This is a genomic window from Amycolatopsis sp. (assembly GCF_025464955.1).
GTDB lineage: Bacteria > Actinomycetota > Actinomycetes > Mycobacteriales > Pseudonocardiaceae > Amycolatopsis.
Genome location: NZ_JAODNM010000124.1, coordinates 424,553 through 440,084, shown reverse-complemented (window position 1 = coordinate 440,084; position 15,532 = coordinate 424,553). Strand labels below are relative to the sequence as shown.

The following is a 15,532-nucleotide window of genomic DNA, read 5'->3' as shown; positions in this document are numbered from 1 at the left end:
CCACAAGAAGGACGAGATGACGGAAACCCTGCCGCCGGAACACGACCGCATCGAACCGGTCGACATCCAGCACGAAATGCAGCGCTCGTACATCGACTACGCGATGAGCGTGATCGTGTCCCGCGCGCTGCCGGACGTGCGTGACGGGCTCAAGCCGGTTCACCGCCGCGTGCTGTACGCGATGTACGACTCCGGCTTCCGGCCGGACCGCGGGTACAACAAGTGCTCGCGCGTTGTCGGCGAGGTGATGGGTAACTATCACCCGCACGGTGACTCCTCGATCTACGACGCGCTGGTCCGCCTCGCGCAGCCGTGGTCGATGCGGTACCCGCTGATCGACGGCCAGGGCAACTACGGTTCGTCGGGTAACGACCCCGCCGCCGCGATGCGGTACACCGAGGCTCGCCTCGGGCAGCTGGCCATGCACATGCTGGCCGATATCGAAGAAGAGACCGTCGACTTCTCCGACAACTACGACGGCCGGACGCAAGAGCCGGACGTGCTGCCGAGCCGGTTCCCGAACCTGCTGGTCAACGGTGGTTCCGGGATCGCGGTCGGGATGGCGACCAATATCCCGCCGCACAACCTGCGTGAGGTCGCTGAAGGCGTCGTCTGGGCACTGGAGAACCCCGAGGCCAATGACGACGAGCTGCTCGCGGCGCTGCTGCTGCGGGTCAAGGGGCCGGACTTCCCGACCAAGGGCCTGATCCTGGGCAACTCCGGCATCGAGGACGCGTACCGCACGGGCCGTGGCTCGGTCCGGATGCGCTCGGTCGTCGAGGTCGAGGAGGACGCCAAGGGCCGCACGATCCTCGTCGTCACCGAGCTGCCGTTCCAGGTCAACCCGGACAACCTGGTCGAGAACATCGCCAACCTGGTCCGCGACGGCAAGCTCACCGGCATCTCGGACATCGCCGACGAGTCCAACAGCCGCAGCGGCCAGCGCATCGTCATCACGGTCAAGCGCGACGCCGTGGCGAAGGTGGTGCTGAACAACCTCTACAAGCACACCCAGCTGCAGCAGAACTTCGGCGTCAACATGCTGGCGCTGGTCGACGGCGTGCCCCGCACGCTGCGGCTCGACCAGATCATCAGGCACTACGTCAACCACCAGATGGACGTCATCGTCCGGCGGACCCGCTTCCGGCTGCGCAAGGCCGAAGAACGCGCCCACATCCTGCGTGGTCTGGTCAAGGCCCTCGACATGCTCGACGAGGTCATCGCGCTGATCCGGCGTTCACCGTCGGCCGAGGACGCGCGGCCGGCCCTGATGGAGCTCCTGGACGTCGACGAGGTCCAGGCTGTCGCGATCCTCGACATGCAGCTCCGGCGGCTCGCCGCCCTCGAGCGGCAGCGGATCATCGACACGTTGGCCGAGATCGAGCTCGAGATCGCCGACTTGAAGGACATCCTCGAGAAGCCGGAGCGTCAGCGGCAGATCATCCGCGACGAGCTGATGGCCATCGTCGACAAGTACGGCGACGACCGGCGTACCCGGATCATCCCGTTCGACGGCGAGGTCTCGGTCGAAGATCTCATCGCCGTCGAGGACGTGGTGGTGACAATCACTCGCACCGGTTACGCGAAGCGCACGAAGACCGACCTCTACCGCTCGCAGAAGCGCGGCGGCAAGGGTGTCCAGGGCGCCACGCTCAAGCAGGACGACATCGTCCAGCACTTCTTCGTCTGCTCGACCCACGACTGGATCCTGTTCTTCACGAACAAGGGCCGGGTGTACCGGGCGAAGACGTACGAGCTGCCCGAAGCGAACCGCAACGCTCGCGGCCAGCACGTCGCGAACCTGCTCGCGTTCCAGCCGGACGAGAAGATCGCCCAGATCATCGAGATCCCGAACTACGAGGTCTCGCCGTATCTGGTCCTCGCGACGAAGAAGGGCCTGGTCAAGAAGACCAAGCTCAGCGACTTCGACTCGAACCGCTCCGGCGGCCTGATCGGGGTCAACCTCCGCGAGGGTGACGAGCTGGTCGGCGCGGTGCTGGTCTCGGCCGAGGACGACCTGCTGCTGGTGTCTTCGGAAGGGCAGTCGATCCGTTTCCACGCCTCCGACGAGGCGTTGCGTCCGATGGGCCGCGCCACCTCGGGTGTGCTCGGGATGCGGTTCAACGACGGTGACGAGCTGCTCGGGATCAACGTCGTGGCGGAGGACAAGTTCCTGCTGGTCGCGACAGACGGTGGTTACTCGAAGCGCACCCCGATCGACGACTACCCGGTGCAGGGTCGCGGCGGTAAGGGCGTTCTCACCATCCAGTACGACCGGAAGCGTGGCAGGCTGGTGGGGGCGGTGATCGTCGACATCGACGACGAGCTGTACGCGATCACCTCGACCGGCGGCGTGATCCGGACGATGGCCGAGCAGGTACGCAAAGCGGGCAGGCAGACGAAGGGGGTCCGGCTGATGAATCTCGACGAAGGGACAACTCTTCTCGCCATCGCACGCAACGCGGACGAGCCCTCAGACGTCGCCTCTGTAGGTACCGGTGACGCCGTAGTCGTCGAAGGCGAAGTGGTCGAGGTCACTGACACCGTCGACGTCGCTGACACCACCGACATTGCTGAAGTTGTCGAAGGCGTCGAAGCTGTCGACGGCGCTGAAGGTACCGACGGTCCTGCAGGAGACGAAACCCCGGCGACGGAGTAGTTGGACGACGCCACCCCAGGTAAGGATTGACTCTTCGTGACATCACCCGACAAGTCCGAGGCGCCCGGCTCGAACGGTGCTCCGGCCGGTTCGGCGGCCTCGCCGCCATGGCAGCGTGTGGGCAAGGACGGCGAGTCGTCCACCGCCGTTGACCCGGCGGCGGGGTCCGGCGATGTGCTGTACTCGAATCATGCGCAGGACGGACAGCAGGTGAGCGACAGGGAGTACCACCCCGGCACCGGGGACTACCCGGTGGTGAGTGGCACTGCCGCGCGCCGGCTGTTCGGGGACGCCGCTGACGAGGGCGAAGGTCAGTACCGGGACAACGCCGCCGCCTCGGCCGGGCCGACGGGCAGGGGGCGGACGACTCCGTCCGCCCTGCGCCGTCCCGGCCGCGGGCCGCGGCGGGCGAGTCTGCAGATCAAGCGGTTCGACCCGTGGTCGGTGCTCAAGCTTTCGCTCGTGCTCGGCGTCGCGATGTTCTTCGTCTGGATGGTCGCGGTCGGTGTGCTCTACACCGTCCTCGACGGCATGGGCGTCTGGGACAAACTGAACGGTACGTACTCCTCGCTCGTCGGCGGCGAAGGCACCGCCGCGGCGACGGGTCCGCTGATCAGCGTCGGCCGTGTCCTCGGCATCGCGGCCATCCTCGGCGCGATCAACATCGTGCTCGTCTCCGCGCTGGCCACCGTCGGCGCGTTCATCTACAACGTGTCCGCGGACCTCGCCGGCGGACTTGAGGTCACGCTGTCGGAACGTGAGTAACCCGGTTGCGGGCCACCCGGGGGCGTCGGGTAACCTTTCTTTCGTTCCCACGGGCCCATAGCTCAGGTGGTTAGAGCGCTTCGCTGATAACGAAGAGGTCCCAGGTTCAAGTCCTGGTGGGCCCACCCAGCAGAAGGCCGGTTCGCGAAAATCGCGAACCGGCCTTCTGCTTTTTGTGAATCTCGGGAAAAACTTCGCCGTGGGTGTCGATCCGGGCGAGGGCCGTTCGACGCGGTAGTACAGAGCAGGCCGAGGGGCCGCTCGCCACGAAGGAGACACGCGATGCGATTCATGGTCATGGTCAAAGCCGATGCCAACAGCGAAGCCGGCGTGCTGCCCACCGCGGAGCTGCTCGCCGAGATGGGCGCCTACAACGAGCAGCTGGTCAAGGCCGGCGTCATGCTCGCCGGTGAGGGCCTGCACCCCAGCTCCAACGGGGTGCGGGTCAAGTTCTCCGGTACCGACCGCACGGTCGTCGACGGTCCGTTCGCCGAGACCAAGGAACTGATCGCCGGGTTCTGGCTCTTCGAGGTCAAGTCGAAGGAAGAGGCCATCGAATGGGTCAAGCGCTGCCCGTCGCCGATGCTGGGTGACAGCGAGATCGAGATCCGCCAGGTCTTCAGCCCGGAGGACTTCGGCGACAACCTGACCCCCGAGCGCCGCGAGGCCGACGAGAAACTCCGCGCCCAGGCGGCTGCCCAGCAGTAACCCCCGTTCGTCCGGTTCCACGTGGAACACGTCGCACCGCCAAAACCTCGACTCAGGGCGTCTAGTAACATTGGCACGCAGGTTGAGCAAGTTGTCGAAGGAAGAGGGGGCTCCAGGTGAAGAAGCTGCTGGCACTCGCGGTCATCGCGGGCGGTGTTCTGTTCGTGGTCAAGCGCAACAAGGACTCGAAGGCAGAAGCCGACCTCTGGCGTGAAGCCACCGCGCCGACCAAGCCGCTCGGCGCCGTCTCCACCAACGGAAGCTCGCCGGCCAAGGCCAGTTCCTCCGACGCGGCCAACAACTGATCTCCCCGCGGACGGCCACCCGCCGTCCGCGCTCGGGGCTGTAGCTCAATTGGTAGAGCACCGCCTTTGCAAGGCGGGGGTCAGGGGTTCGATTCCCCTCAGCTCCACGTCACTCGGGGCGAATCGTATTCGCGGCAAGCGCGAATCGGCTCGCTCCTTTGTGCTTTCTGGGGTGCAACCCCCAGACCCCACCCGGATGGCTCGGCAGACTCAGGGGTTGAGACCGGCTCGGAAGGTGAATGAGACGAGTTGCGCTCGATCACGTGCGCCGACCTTCGTCATGGCCCGCACCACATGCGTCTTCACGGTGAGCGGCGACAGGAACATCTGAGCCGCGATCTCGTCGTTGCCGAGACCGTCTGCCACGAGAACGATTACTTCCCGCTCCCTGGGCCCCCACCCTGTCCGGCTTCCAGCGAACTCGTGAGTGTTCCGGCCGGTTAGAACCGGCCTAACTACGCACGAGCCCTGCTAGGGCCAGAGGTGTTCGGGGAGCCAGGTTTCGCCGGTGCGGCGGTAGCGGAGACGGACGTGCCGGCGATCGTTGGAGGCTTGCCAGAACTCGACAGCAGTCGGGGAGACGCGGTAGCGCGTCCAGGAATCCGGGACCACGTCGGGGTTTTCACGCACCTGGCGCTCAGCGGCTTCGGCTGCGCGTAGTAGGTCGGCGGGGTTTTCGAGGACTTCGGACTGGTGGCCGATCAGCGATTCGGCCTTCGAGGCCGGTGACCGGTCCGAGAAGTCCGACGCTGAGACTTCCGGTGCCGCGGTGGTTACGGGGCCCCGCAGCCGGACCTGACGGCCGCGGCCTGGCCAGAAGAAAGTCAGTGCGGCGTGGGGGTTTTCGCGCAATTGGACGGCTTTCGGGCTGTCCGCGCTCGTCGAGACGTACCAGCCGGTGGCGTCGACGTCCTTGAGGATCACCACCCGGGCGTCAGGCAGGCCGTCGGCGTCCACAGTGGACAGGGTGACCGCGTGCGGGGCGAGTACGTGTTCGCCTGCTTCGAACAGCCATGACTCGAAGAGTTCCTGCGGCGTCGCGGGGGCTTGACCGGGGTCGAACTCCGGCAGCTCTTCAGGGAACGACGGCCAGCCGCGTAGTCCTGCCATGTCAGTAACCGTACGGCGGCGGGGGAGGTGCCGGCTGCGGAGGCACTTGCGGCTCCCAGCCCGGGGGAGGCGGTGGGGCCTGTTGCTGCGCCTGCCACTGGAGCTGCGCGTAGATCTCCGGTGGCTGCGGGAAGCAGAACGTGAGCCGCGCGTGAATCGAGGCTTGCGCGGCCGTACCCGACAGTCTGTCCCCGGGGAACGCGTACAGATAGCCGGTCGTCATGTCCACGGCGACCATCCGGGTAGACGTGGTTACCCACCAGGCCGGCGATGACGATCGAGGCGGCGTTCCAATCCAAGGTGCCTGACACGTTCGCTCGGTGAACAGCCCGACCGCCGCGATCGCCGGGCCGAGCTGTACCGAGTTGAGCCTGCCGCCACCGCGCTGGATCCGTTCGGCCACCACGCCGACATACTGCTCCGGGGTGATCACCACAGACCTCCTCACCGACTCCGTCGTCGGTGAGCCATCGTCGCACGGCGGCGGCAGGCCGGTGACTCATCGCGCGGGTTCCGCCTGGTGTCCGCTCTGGCGTTCGACGCGGTGCAGGACCGAGCTCAGCGCCCAGCGGCCGCTGCCGAGGAAGGCGATCAGCAGGAAGCCCCAGCTGAACATCGCGGCCTGCTCGCCACCGTTCTGCAGCGGCAGGAGAGCCTTGGGCGCGTGCGTGAAGAAGTAGGCGTAGGCCATGGAGCCAGAGCACAGGACTGCGGCGACCCTGGTCCCGACGCCGAGAGCGACCGCCGCTCCGCCGACGAGCTGGATCGCCGCGGCCCACCACCCTGGCCAGACGCCGAAGGCGAGTTGGCTTTTCGCGCCGAACACGCCGAACAGCTGGGAGGCACCGTGGCAGAAGAAGAGGAATCCCAGGACGATCCGGAACAGCGCCAGTGCGTGGTCGCGGCCTTGCTCGAAGATCTTCATCGCAGCCTCCCGGTAGTTGAAATGAGAACCGTCAGGGTAGGAGTGTCGAAAGTCACAGCGCGACACTTTGTGTGATAGCTCCGATACTTGGTGAAGTTTGAACCTTCGATGCCCCACGTTCGTGTGATTTGTGATTGGCTGGTTACGCTATGCGACGAACGGCCGTTCTGCCGCTCGCTGTCACTCTCTTGCTAACGGCATGCGCACCCTCCGTGTCAAAGGAGGCTCCTGCAGCGTCGTCAACGTCATCCAAGGCCGTTCCGACGTCGACCGCGCCCGTCGTGCCACCGGCGCCGACCCCGAGCGGCGGGGGTCCATGCCCCTATCTGGACACCGAATTCGTCGCGCAGTCGAACGGGCAGCATGTCTCCAAGGTCCAAACCTCGGCGGACAAACCGCAGCCGACCTGCTTCTTCTACGCGCTGACCGGCAAGCTCCAGTTGTCTGTCCGCGTCTACGTCGGCGAGCCGGCGGTGGCGACGGCGCTCGTGAACCAGGTCGCGCCGATCGACACGTCCGATCCGGCCGACGAGCCGGCCGGTTGGCACGGTGGCTACGAGTCGACCGATTCCGGGGCGGTCTACGCCGTCGCGAAACAGGGGGCGGCGGTCGTGGTGACGACCAACCAGAAACAGAGCATCAAGGGGCGGATTGTGGCGAAACAGGCTATCGCCAACCTGCGGATGTAGTACAACCCTCCGCACGTCCGAGTGAAGTTGATCTTGTACTACCCTGTTCCGCACGCGCAGGTTTCGAGTACTGGCGCACTGCCGGAGCCAAGCGTTGCCCCTCGCACCGCTGAAGCGAACGGCACAGCAAAGTCGTGTACTTCGATTAAAAAGGACAGATATTCGTGGCTGACACCCTCAAGGAAATCCTGCTCGACTCCAGCAGGCGTCCGGCCGTCGTGACCGACCTCCAGGGCTTGGTCGACGAAGAGGTTTCGGACAAGGGCGGCGTTTCCGGTGCCGTCGTCAAGACCGGCTTCGCAGCGGTGAAGAAGATCAAGCCGGGCATCATCCCCGCGGCCGTCGACACCCTGCTCGACGACTTCGCCGGTGCGCTCGAGCCCTTCTACGGCGCCTACAAGACCAGCGGTGGCAGCGACTTCGGTGCCTACCTCACCGGTCGCTCGGACGAGGCCGCCGACGCGCTGCTCAGCGTCACCGACGCCCGTGCGGAGAAGAGCAGCCGCGACAGCATCAAGGGCCTGTACAGCAAGCTTCGCCCGAACGGCAAGAAGAACGTCGCCGAGGCGCTTCCCCGCCTGGGCCAGCTGATCGACAAGCACGCCGCAGCTGTCTGATTTCCAGCTACGACAAAGAGGGCCCGGGACGCGAGTTCCGGGCCCTCTTTGTGTCAGTAGTTAGTTCTTCTTCTCGGAAGCCGGCGTCGCAGCCTGCTGTCCGTTGCCGTTGCGCTGGGCCGGCGGCTTGGCCGGGGCGGCGGGCTTCGGTGCCGGAGCGGGCTTCGCCTCAGCGGCGGGCTTTGCGGCCGGGACCGGCGGCTTGGCAGGGGTGCGCGGCGGCGCGGGAGCGATCGGCGGCTCCGGCTTCGACCGCAGGGCGTACGCCGTCCCCGCGGCGACCACCCCGAGGCCAAGGACCCACGGCCAGCGACGACGCTTGGTGCGCACGCCCTTGGCTGCGCCCTTCGCCTCGATCAGTGCGGCCCGGAAGTCCTTCTTCGCGCCCTTGAAGTCCTTCTTGCCACGTCGCTTGGACTGCCCAGCCGCCTTCGCGGCCTTGATGGCGGCCTTCTTCGCCTTCCGGCCCGGCTTGCGGAGCTCGGCGACCCGCGCGAGAGCTTCCTTGCGCGCGGCCTTGGAGCTGCGGGCGAGGTCCTTTCGGCTGGTCTTGCCCTTGCTCGCGAGCTTCTTAGCGGCCTTCTTGCCGGCGCGACGGCTGGTCTTCGCGCCTTCGGTGAGCTTGTGCTCGGCCGCCTCGACGGCCTGGGCGGTCGCTTCCGCGCCCGCCTTGCCGGCCTCGGCGGCTCGTTTACGCAGGTCGTGCAAGCCGGTCTTGACCGACTCACCCACGGAATCTGCGGCCCGAGTCATGGCCTTCACCTCATCAATCGTTTGGATTCTGCTTCGTTGCTTGTAACCTATCGTGCCCCTTCCCCACGGATTCCGCCGTGGATGGCACGATGAGTCCTGTGACTGAAAGCAATGGATCCCTCGTTGGTGGTGCGTTGAAGGCCACGCTGCACACCAACCAGGGTGATATCCACCTGAACCTACTCCCTGACCACGCACCGAAGACCGTCGCGAACTTCGTCGGTCTCGCGGAGGGCACCAAGGAGTACACCCAGCCCAATGCCCAGGGCACGACCTCGGGGCCGTTCTACGACGGCTCAATTTTCCACCGGGTCATCGACGGCTTCATGCTGCAGGCCGGCGACCCGACCGGCACCGGCCGCGGTGGACCCGGGTACAAGTTCGGCGACGAGTTCCACCCGGAGCTGCAGTTCAACAAGCCGTACCTGCTGGCCATGGCGAACGCCGGCCCCGGCACCAACGGCTCGCAGTTCTTCATCACCGTCGCGCCGACGACGCACCTGAACTTCAAGCACACGATCTTCGGTGAGGTGGCCGACCAGGAGTCGCGCAACGTCGTCGACGCCATCGGGCGCACCGCGACCGGCCAGGCGGACAAGCCGCTGTCGGACGTCGTGATCGAGAAGATCAGCGTCAACCGCGAAGGCTGACGAACAGAGGCAGTCGGGCGGATACGGGTAGGTTGGTGTCATCGTGAACCAACCCCCGTACCCCCACTCTTCTGGCCAGCCGGACCCTGAGCAGCAGGCGGCCACGCCCGGCTGTTGGTGGCACCCGAACCGCCCCACGGCATTGAGCTGTGCGCGGTGCGGGCGTCCGGCCTGCCCGGATTGCCTGCGTGAGGCCGCCGTCGGCTTCCAGTGCACCGACTGCGTGCAGACCGGCCAGCGGCAGCAGCGCACGCAGGAGAAGCAGTACCGGGCCGCCGGCCTCGGCGTGACGACGATCGCCGGCACCCGGCCGCTCGACAAGGCCGTGGTGACCCCGATCCTCATCGGCGTCAACGTGGCGATCTACCTGATCACCGCGGTGCTGGCGAAGAGCCCGTGGGACAACGAGCGGTCCACGCTGTTCAACGACTGGGTCCTGTTCCCGCCGAGCGTCGGCCTGAACGGCGAGTGGTGGCGGCTGCTGACCTCGGGTTTCCTGCACCTCGGCCCGATCCACATCGCGGTGAACATGCTCTCGCTGTGGATGATCGGCCGCGATCTCGAGCGTCTGCTCGGCAAGGTCCGCTTCTTGGCCGTGTACTTCATCGCGATGCTCGGCGGTGGCGCGGCGGTTTACCTGTTCGCCGACCCCGGCACGGCCACCGCGGGCGCCTCGGGTGCCCTGTACGGGCTGCTGGGTGCGCTGCTCGTGGCGGTTCTGCGGCTCAAGCTGAACCCGGGCACCGTGATCGGCACGATCGTGCTGAACCTGGCCCTCACCTACGCGATCCCGGGCATTTCCGTGTTCGCGCACCTCGGCGGGCTGGTGACGGGCGTGGTGGCCATGGTCGCCATCGTCTACGCCCCGGCGAAGAACCGCGTGGCCTGGCAGGCCGGGATGCTCGTGGTCGTCCTGGTCGCCGCCATCGGGCTCGTCTTCGTGCGGAACGCGGAGTTCAGCCAACTGACGTGCACCCAGGAGTCCACCGGTGCGGTGACCTGCGTGTCCGACCGCTAGCTGCGCGCTCGTAGGGCGCTCAGGACGTCGAGCACGTCATGCGGGTCTTCGCCCAGCTCGAGCCGTCCGAAGATCAGCAGGACGTCCTCGGCTTCGACCTCGAGCGTGATGCCGTCGCGACCGAGCCGACGCGTGGTGCGCAGGCGGACCCGGGTTGACGGCCAGTCCAGCTTGACCGTGCCCGATAGCGTCCTGGCGCTGATCCCGGTGAGGTCGGCGGCCAGCCGCGGGCGGACGAAGGTCGCGTGCACGGTGAACGCCCCCACGGCCAACGCCGCCAGCGAGAACAGGACGATGCCCCCGTGGTCGCCGGAGAAGCCGTCCAAAACGGCCCCGACGGCCACCAGGACCGTCACTGCCCAGCCGAGGCCGACCAGCGCGGGCTTCGGTGACCACCGGGTCTCCGGGGCCTGCTCTGTTGGAGAGTTATCCACAGGGTTTATCCACAATGGGGATGAGTCACACGCGTGTAATTCGGTGTCAAGCCGCCATTCGGAGCAACAACTAGCGCCACCGCATCGTCATCAGGAGACCACCGATCATCAGCGCGAAGCCGATGGCGAAGTTCCAGTTCCCGAGATCGATCATGAAACCGATCTTGTCGCCCGCGATGTAGTTGACCACCAGCCAGACCAGGCCGAGCAACATCAGACCGAACATCACGATCTTGTAGAACAGGTTCGACGGCCCTGCCGCCGATCTGACCTTCACCGGCGTGCGGCGATCGATCGGCGGGGTGTACGCCGTCTTCTTGCGGACCTTGGACTTCGGCATCTGAATCCTCGCGTGCTGTTCCGGCTCGACTGGTGGAGAAGTTCCCGCTTTCGGGTGCGCAACCAGCGCCTCGTGCACACGTTAACGTAATCGAGGACGCGTAAGCACCGGGGACGAGCGCTCCTTTCACCCGACCTGTGACCACCATGTGACTAAGAGCACAAGTTTACCCCTGAAGGGAGCTTGCGTGGCTACGCGCGAAGAACCGGCAGAGCCCGGCGGCCGGGATTTCGTCGGACCGGACACCGGTCCCGGCGGCTCGGTCGCGGTGGACGGCCCGGCGCCGCACCGCCCTGGCCCGGGCAGTATCGCCGTCCGGACGGTCGGCGAACTGTTCATCACGGCCGGGCTGATCGTCCTGCTCTTCGTCGTCTACGAGCTGTACGTCACCGACTTGTTCTCCGCGGCGAAGCAGGCCGACGCGAGTTCGACCCTGGACAACCAGTGGGCCAAGGATCGGGCGCTGCACCCCGAGCTGATCGACGGCCAGGCGTTCGCGCGGATGTACATCCCGTCGTTCGGCGCCGACTACCACTTCACCATCCAGGAAGGCACCGACGAGAACGCGCTGGCGATCGGGCCCGGCCACTACAAGGGGACGGCGCTGCCCGGGCTGCCCGGCAACTTCGCCGTCGCCGGCCACCGCGTCGGCAAGGGCGCGCCGTTCAACGACCTCGACCAGTTGAACTCGTGCGATTCGATCCTCATCGAGACCCAGACGGACTTCTTCGTCTACAAGGTCCTGCCACACGACGACGAGATCAACGGCTGGGCGACCGGCAAGGGCAAGGACCCGAAGTGCGCCGGCGTGTCCACGCTCCGCGACCCGAGCCAGGCGGGCGGCGGTGTCTACGGCCAGACGTCCGGCCGCAAGATCGTGCTGCCCACCCAGGGCAACGCGGTGAACCCGGTGCCGTACCAGGTTGTCGACGTCATCCCGACGGCGTCGCAGATCGCGCTGCTGACGCTGACGACGTGCAACCCGCAGTTCTCCGACAAGCAGCGGCTCATCGTGACCTCGGTGCTGGTCCGCCAGGTGCCGAAGACGCAGGTCAAGAGCTATGGGGACTTGCTGTCGAAGCTTGGGGAGGCCAGCTGATGTACGCCTGGATCTGGCGACGGCTGCCCGGGACCACGGGGGCGAAGGCGTTGACCGCCGGCGTCCTCGTCCTGGCCGTCGTGGCCCTGCTGTTGTTCGTGATCTTCCCCTGGGTGGAGCCGATGCTGCCCTTCAACGACGTCTCGGTGCAGCAGTAAAGACCCCTCGGGACCATCCCCGTGGCGTTGGAAGCCAATGCGGCGGCCGCCATCAGGATGGCCCCGAGGGAACGTCCGTAGCCTCAGCAGTCGCGCAGCTCAGGCGATTGGTTCAGCAGCTGGCCGCGGGGTGAGATGAAGGCGCGGTACCGGTCGCTGTCGACTTCGGCGGGCGTGAACGCCCCGACGCGGTGGCAGTTCTGGAAGGCCAGCTTCACGCCGAAATGCCGTTCCAGGCCACCGCGGATCGCGTCCGACGCCAGCGCGCGCAGCAGCTGACCGCGTTCGGCTTCGCTCGGCGGAGGTGTCTCGTGGTCGGCGAACCCGTCCGTCGCGCCTTCGAGGTCGGCGATCACCGTGGTGATCACGTCCCACGCATAGGGCAGCGACTCCCGCACACAGGCGACGAACTCCGCGTCGGCCACCTCACCGCGTTCGGCCTTTTCGAGCAGCGCGGGGGAAACGTCAAGCGACAAGAGAACCTCCGTGGTCAAAGGGTGCCCGCCGAAGTGGCGGACACCCTTTCCTAGTTACCGGGCTTGCCGGTGAGCCACAAGAGAAAACGACAATCATCACCAATATGGCTGATCATTTGTGATGACTCAGACATGCAGGGTGGGCCGGTAGATGAGCTCTTGGATGTGGCCGTCGAGCGTGAGGCTCTCGAGCAGCTCGAGGTCGAAGTCGGCCGCACCCTCGAAGATCGGGCCCAGTCCGGTCTTCCCGGTGATCACCGGGAAGACCGTCACCTGGACGCGGTCGACCAGACCGGCGGCCATCAGTGCCCGGTTCATCGCCAGGCTTCCGTGCGAGCGCAACGGCGCCTCGGACTCCTCCTTGAGCCGGGCGACGACGTCGACGGCGTCGCCGCTCACGACGGTCGCGTCCGGCCAGTCGAGCGGTCCTTGCAGCGTGGTCGACACCACCGTTGCCGGCAGGCTCCTCATCTGGGTGACCCAGGGGTCACGCACTTCGGACTCCACGGTGCTCGAGGCCAACATCTGCGCGAACGCCCGATACGTGGTGGCTCCGAAGACCATCCGCTGCTCCCCGCCGTACAAGGCGAGGCGGTGCTCGAGTAGTTCGGGGCCTTGCTTGCCCCAGTAGCCAGTCCAATCGCCGCCAGCGGCGCCGAAGCCATCCAGACTGGAAAAGACGTCGAAGGTGTAGGTAGCGGTCATGATGCCCTCCAGGTGTCGACTAGTTCCGGAACGCCGGTGCGGCGAGCGCGGCCAGGTGGTGCAGCGAGTTGATGAGATGCTCGGGACCGAACGGCGGGAACTGGATGTACTCCCGGCGGAACTGCGGCACCGCCGACCAGTCGTAGGTGAGCGTGACCTCGGTGTCGGACGGACCGAGCGGCGCCAGGTCGTAGCGCCAGATCCAGCCACCGAACTCCAGGTCGCCGTCGACCTTCTCGGACCCCGTCAGCCAGCCGATGGTGCGCGGCGATTCGAGCACCTCGACCTTGTTGACCACCCGGTAGTCACCGGCTGGATGGTTGGCGTGATACATGTCCATCCGGAAAATCTGGCCCACTCCGGACAGCGGTGCCTGGTCGACAGATTCCTGAACCCAGCCGGTGCCATCGATCGCAGCATGGGTCGTCGGATCTGCCAGCACCGCGAAAACCCTTGTGGCGGGCACGGCGACAGTCAGGGTGGCGCTTACGTTCTCCTGGCACACAGTGGGCCTCCTGTGCGTGACGGCCGCCCGTTGCCGGCCTCTCACCCTGTCGACGAACGGGCTCTACGCAATTCGACACCCACCACAGTTCATTCCCAACGGAAGAGACGAGTCGCGAGCGCGATGATCGCGACAGTGAACACGGCGAGTACCGCGGACTGCAGCGGTTGGGGGCCGCCGCCGGTCCAGGAATCCTGCAGCGCCTGCACTCCCGGCGGAGTGAACTCGCCGATCGTCTTGAGTACGCCCGGCAGGAACTGCCGCGGCAGGTAGACGCCGCCGAGGATCATCACCGGGAACAATGCGATCGCCGCGAGACCGCCCGCGCCGCGGCTGGTCCTGGCCAGCGCGGCGGCCAGCAGGCCGATACCGAAGACCGAGCCGATGCCGACGACCAGTGCCAGCGCGAAACCGAGCGGGTGTTTCGGCCCGGGGATGTGGAAGACGGTCGCGCCGACCACCAGCAGCAGGCCGACACCGATCAGGACGACGACCACGTTGATCACAAGTTGTGCGAGCAGGAGCTTGCCCGGGTGCACCGGGGTGGTCGCGAGCCGGCGCAGGATGCCGCGTTCGCGGTAGGTGGCCAGATAGGCCGGGATCGATTGCAGCCCCAGGACGGTTATGGCCATCACGATCAGCGACGGTGCCCAGGCGTCTATGAACCGGGGTCCACCCTGATAGGACTGCTGCATCCCGGGAATGGACCCGACCGCGAGCAGGATGACGCTGGGGAAGAGTGCACCCAGCAGCAGAAATGTCGGTGTGCGCAGCTGTAGTTTCGCTTCGGTCCTGGTGAGTTTGGCGAGCGCGTTCATGATCGTGGTCCGTTCAGTTTCGGCCGGTCAGGGCGACGAACGCGTCGTCGAGGGTGGCTTCGGCGGCGGTGGCCATCAGACCCGCCGGGGTGTCGAGGGCGCACACGCGGCCGCCGTCGATCACGGCGATGCGGTCGCACAGGCGCTGCGCCTCGTCCATGAAGTGGGTCACGAGGATGACGGTGACGCCGTGGTCGCGGACGTCTTCGATCAACTTCCAGGTGTCTCGGCGGGCGTGCGGGTCGAGGCCGGTGGTCAACTCGTCGAGCACCGCGATCTCCGGATTGCCGACCAGTGCGAGCGCGATCGACAACCGCTGCTTCTGCCCGCCGGAGAGGTCCTTGAAGTACGACTTGCGCTTCTCGGTCAGGCCGAGCTGCTCGATCAGCGTCTCGGGGTTTGCCGGGTTGTCGTAGAAGGATGCGAAGAGTTCGAGCGCCTCGATGACCTTGAGCTTCTCCGGCAGCTGGCTCTCCTGCAGCTGTGCACCCAGTTTCTGTCGCAGCGCGACACCGTCCTTCCGCGGATCCAGCCCCAGCACCGAGATCGACCCGGCGTCCGGCGTGCGGAGGCCCTGGAGGCATTCGACGGTCGTGGTCTTGCCGGCGCCGTTCGTGCCGAGGATCCCGAAGATCTCGCCGCGCTCGACGGTGAAGGACACGTCTTCGACGGCGACCTTGTCGCGGTAGGTCTTGCGGAGGTTCTTGACCTCGATGAGTGGCATGGGAAAAACGCTATTGCGCAGGTCGGGGTGTCAGAATCCCCTTGGGCACCGGTTGGGGGTGGGCCTGGGTCCAC

21 protein-coding genes, 2 tRNA genes and 1 pseudogene are annotated in these 15,532 nt (G+C 66.4%); 12 read left to right on the top strand and 12 right to left on the bottom strand.

The features are described from left to right. The first annotated feature begins 16 nt into the window (after positions 1-16). The 6 genes from gyrA to JWQ81_RS32480 all read left to right on the top strand — a co-directional run bounded on the left by gyrA (position 17) and on the right by JWQ81_RS32480 (position 4,544). On the top strand, positions 17-2,659 hold the full coding sequence (gene gyrA / locus JWQ81_RS32505; RefSeq protein ID WP_297547583.1) for a DNA gyrase subunit A: 2,643 nt from the start codon (positions 17-19) through the stop codon (positions 2,657-2,659). A 36-nt stretch (positions 2,660-2,695) separates the two neighbouring features. After that, on the top strand, positions 2,696-3,424 hold the full coding sequence (locus tag JWQ81_RS32500; RefSeq protein ID WP_297547582.1) for a DUF3566 domain-containing protein: 729 nt from the start codon (positions 2,696-2,698) through the stop codon (positions 3,422-3,424). A gap of 51 nt (positions 3,425-3,475) precedes the next feature. Further along, positions 3,476-3,549 (top strand) — tRNA-Ile (locus JWQ81_RS32495). Between the two features lie 157 nt (positions 3,550-3,706). Next, positions 3,707-4,132, top strand: coding sequence for a YciI family protein (locus tag JWQ81_RS32490; RefSeq protein ID WP_297547581.1), 426 nt, complete (start codon positions 3,707-3,709; stop codon positions 4,130-4,132). Between the two features lie 116 nt (positions 4,133-4,248). Continuing rightward, positions 4,249-4,437: a DLW-39 family protein gene (locus JWQ81_RS32485; protein ID WP_297547580.1), complete on the top strand. Its 189-nt coding sequence runs from the start codon at positions 4,249-4,251 to the stop codon at positions 4,435-4,437. A gap of 34 nt (positions 4,438-4,471) precedes the next feature. Next, positions 4,472-4,544: transfer RNA gene (locus JWQ81_RS32480), tRNA-Ala, on the top strand. Positions 4,545-4,647: 103 nt separating this feature from the next. Here JWQ81_RS32480 and JWQ81_RS32475 read toward each other — a convergent pair. The 4 genes and pseudogenes from JWQ81_RS32475 to JWQ81_RS32460 form a co-directional block, all read right to left on the bottom strand. Next, a pseudogene (locus JWQ81_RS32475) lies at positions 4,648-4,827 on the bottom strand (helix-turn-helix transcriptional regulator); the annotation flags it as partial. 81 nt (positions 4,828-4,908) lie between these two features. Further along, positions 4,909-5,547 (bottom strand): pyridoxal 5'-phosphate synthase, encoded by a 639-nt coding sequence (locus JWQ81_RS32470; protein WP_297547579.1) that lies wholly within the window; start codon positions 5,545-5,547, stop codon positions 4,909-4,911. Between the two features lies 1 nt (position 5,548). Further along, positions 5,549-5,980 carry a hypothetical protein gene (locus JWQ81_RS32465; protein WP_297547578.1) on the bottom strand — a complete coding sequence of 144 codons (432 nt, stop codon included), beginning with the start codon at positions 5,978-5,980 and terminating at the stop codon, positions 5,549-5,551. 66 nt (positions 5,981-6,046) lie between these two features. Further along, positions 6,047-6,472 (bottom strand): DoxX family protein, encoded by a 426-nt coding sequence (locus JWQ81_RS32460; RefSeq protein WP_297547577.1) that lies wholly within the window; start codon positions 6,470-6,472, stop codon positions 6,047-6,049. Positions 6,473-6,621: 149 nt separating this feature from the next. Here JWQ81_RS32460 and JWQ81_RS32455 point away from each other — a divergent pair, with 149 nt between their 5' ends. Together JWQ81_RS32455 and JWQ81_RS32450 are read left to right on the top strand one after the other, a co-directional pair. After that, positions 6,622-7,161: a DUF2020 domain-containing protein gene (locus tag JWQ81_RS32455; RefSeq protein WP_297547576.1), complete on the top strand. Its 540-nt coding sequence runs from the start codon at positions 6,622-6,624 to the stop codon at positions 7,159-7,161. A 164-nt stretch (positions 7,162-7,325) separates the two neighbouring features. Beyond that, positions 7,326-7,778, top strand: coding sequence for a hypothetical protein (locus JWQ81_RS32450; RefSeq protein ID WP_297547575.1), 453 nt, complete (start codon positions 7,326-7,328; stop codon positions 7,776-7,778). Positions 7,779-7,838: 60 nt separating this feature from the next. On the opposite strand, the gene JWQ81_RS32445 is transcribed toward JWQ81_RS32450, so the two are convergent. Continuing rightward, on the bottom strand, positions 7,839-8,531 hold the full coding sequence (locus tag JWQ81_RS32445) for a hypothetical protein (RefSeq protein ID WP_297547574.1): 693 nt from the start codon (positions 8,529-8,531) through the stop codon (positions 7,839-7,841). Between the two features lie 89 nt (positions 8,532-8,620). Here JWQ81_RS32445 and JWQ81_RS32440 point away from each other — a divergent pair, with 89 nt between their 5' ends. Beyond that, positions 8,621-9,181 (top strand): peptidylprolyl isomerase, encoded by a 561-nt coding sequence (locus JWQ81_RS32440; RefSeq protein ID WP_297547573.1) that lies wholly within the window; start codon positions 8,621-8,623, stop codon positions 9,179-9,181. 43 nt (positions 9,182-9,224) lie between these two features. After that, entirely contained in the window at positions 9,225-10,199 is a 975-nt protein-coding gene (locus JWQ81_RS32435) for a rhomboid family intramembrane serine protease (protein ID WP_297547572.1), read from the top strand. On the opposite strand, the gene JWQ81_RS32430 is transcribed toward JWQ81_RS32435, so the two are convergent. Together JWQ81_RS32430 and crgA are read right to left on the bottom strand one after the other, a co-directional pair. Next, entirely contained in the window at positions 10,196-10,633 is a 438-nt protein-coding gene (locus JWQ81_RS32430) for a PH domain-containing protein (protein WP_297547571.1), read from the bottom strand. The two genes, JWQ81_RS32435 and JWQ81_RS32430, sit on opposite strands and share 4 nt — an antisense overlap. A 70-nt stretch (positions 10,634-10,703) precedes the next feature. Next, positions 10,704-10,973, bottom strand: a complete 270-nt coding sequence (crgA, locus tag JWQ81_RS32425; protein WP_297547570.1) for a cell division protein CrgA — start codon at positions 10,971-10,973, stop codon at positions 10,704-10,706. A 268-nt stretch (positions 10,974-11,241) separates the two neighbouring features. Between crgA and JWQ81_RS32420 the strand changes: the two genes are divergently transcribed. Continuing rightward, entirely contained in the window at positions 11,242-12,072 is an 831-nt protein-coding gene (locus JWQ81_RS32420) for a class E sortase (protein WP_297547660.1), read from the top strand. Continuing rightward, complete coding sequence (locus JWQ81_RS32415; RefSeq protein ID WP_297547569.1) at positions 12,072-12,230, top strand: hypothetical protein; 159 nt, start codon at positions 12,072-12,074, stop codon at positions 12,228-12,230. Before JWQ81_RS32420 ends, JWQ81_RS32415 begins: the two co-directional genes overlap by 1 nt. 83 nt (positions 12,231-12,313) lie before the next feature. Here JWQ81_RS32415 and JWQ81_RS32410 read toward each other — a convergent pair whose 3' ends face one another. The 5 genes from JWQ81_RS32410 to JWQ81_RS32390 all read right to left on the bottom strand — a co-directional run bounded on the left by JWQ81_RS32410 (position 12,314) and on the right by JWQ81_RS32390 (position 15,458). Further along, positions 12,314-12,706, bottom strand: coding sequence for an SCO5389 family protein (locus JWQ81_RS32410; protein ID WP_297547568.1), 393 nt, complete (start codon positions 12,704-12,706; stop codon positions 12,314-12,316). Between the two features lie 126 nt (positions 12,707-12,832). Next, the gene (locus tag JWQ81_RS32405; protein ID WP_297547567.1) at positions 12,833-13,411 is read right to left on the bottom strand and encodes a dihydrofolate reductase family protein; all 579 of its coding nucleotides are present in this window, start codon (positions 13,409-13,411) and stop codon (positions 12,833-12,835) included. A 19-nt stretch (positions 13,412-13,430) separates the two neighbouring features. Further along, positions 13,431-13,877: a polyketide cyclase gene (locus tag JWQ81_RS32400; RefSeq protein WP_297547566.1), complete on the bottom strand. Its 447-nt coding sequence runs from the start codon at positions 13,875-13,877 to the stop codon at positions 13,431-13,433. 128 nt (positions 13,878-14,005) lie between these two features. Next, positions 14,006-14,734, bottom strand: coding sequence for an ABC transporter permease (locus tag JWQ81_RS32395; protein WP_297547565.1), 729 nt, complete (start codon positions 14,732-14,734; stop codon positions 14,006-14,008). A gap of 13 nt (positions 14,735-14,747) precedes the next feature. After that, positions 14,748-15,458, bottom strand: a complete 711-nt coding sequence (locus JWQ81_RS32390; RefSeq protein WP_297547564.1) for an ABC transporter ATP-binding protein — start codon at positions 15,456-15,458, stop codon at positions 14,748-14,750. Between the last annotated feature and the right edge of the window lie 74 nt (positions 15,459-15,532).

Excerpts from the sequence above, each read along its gene's own strand:
- gyrA (WP_297547583.1), top strand. The coding sequence starts at position 17 with ATGACGGAAACCCTGCCGCCGGAACACGACCGCATCGAACCGGTCGAC.
- JWQ81_RS32490 (WP_297547581.1), top strand. The coding sequence starts at position 3,707 with ATGCGATTCATGGTCATGGTCAAAGCCGATGCCAACAGCGAAGCCGGC.
- JWQ81_RS32470 (WP_297547579.1), bottom strand. The coding sequence starts at position 5,547 with ATGGCAGGACTACGCGGCTGGCCGTCGTTCCCTGAAGAGCTGCCGGAG.
- JWQ81_RS32460 (WP_297547577.1), bottom strand. The coding sequence starts at position 6,472 with ATGAAGATCTTCGAGCAAGGCCGCGACCACGCACTGGCGCTGTTCCGG.
- JWQ81_RS32455 (WP_297547576.1), top strand. The coding sequence starts at position 6,622 with ATGCGACGAACGGCCGTTCTGCCGCTCGCTGTCACTCTCTTGCTAACG.
- JWQ81_RS32445 (WP_297547574.1), bottom strand. The coding sequence starts at position 8,531 with ATGACTCGGGCCGCAGATTCCGTGGGTGAGTCGGTCAAGACCGGCTTG.
- JWQ81_RS32440 (WP_297547573.1), top strand. The coding sequence starts at position 8,621 with ATGAGTCCTGTGACTGAAAGCAATGGATCCCTCGTTGGTGGTGCGTTG.
- crgA (WP_297547570.1), bottom strand. The coding sequence starts at position 10,973 with ATGCCGAAGTCCAAGGTCCGCAAGAAGACGGCGTACACCCCGCCGATC.
- JWQ81_RS32415 (WP_297547569.1), top strand. The coding sequence starts at position 12,072 with ATGTACGCCTGGATCTGGCGACGGCTGCCCGGGACCACGGGGGCGAAG.
- JWQ81_RS32405 (WP_297547567.1), bottom strand. The coding sequence starts at position 13,411 with ATGACCGCTACCTACACCTTCGACGTCTTTTCCAGTCTGGATGGCTTC.
- JWQ81_RS32395 (WP_297547565.1), bottom strand. The coding sequence starts at position 14,734 with ATGAACGCGCTCGCCAAACTCACCAGGACCGAAGCGAAACTACAGCTG.
- JWQ81_RS32390 (WP_297547564.1), bottom strand. The coding sequence starts at position 15,458 with ATGCCACTCATCGAGGTCAAGAACCTCCGCAAGACCTACCGCGACAAG.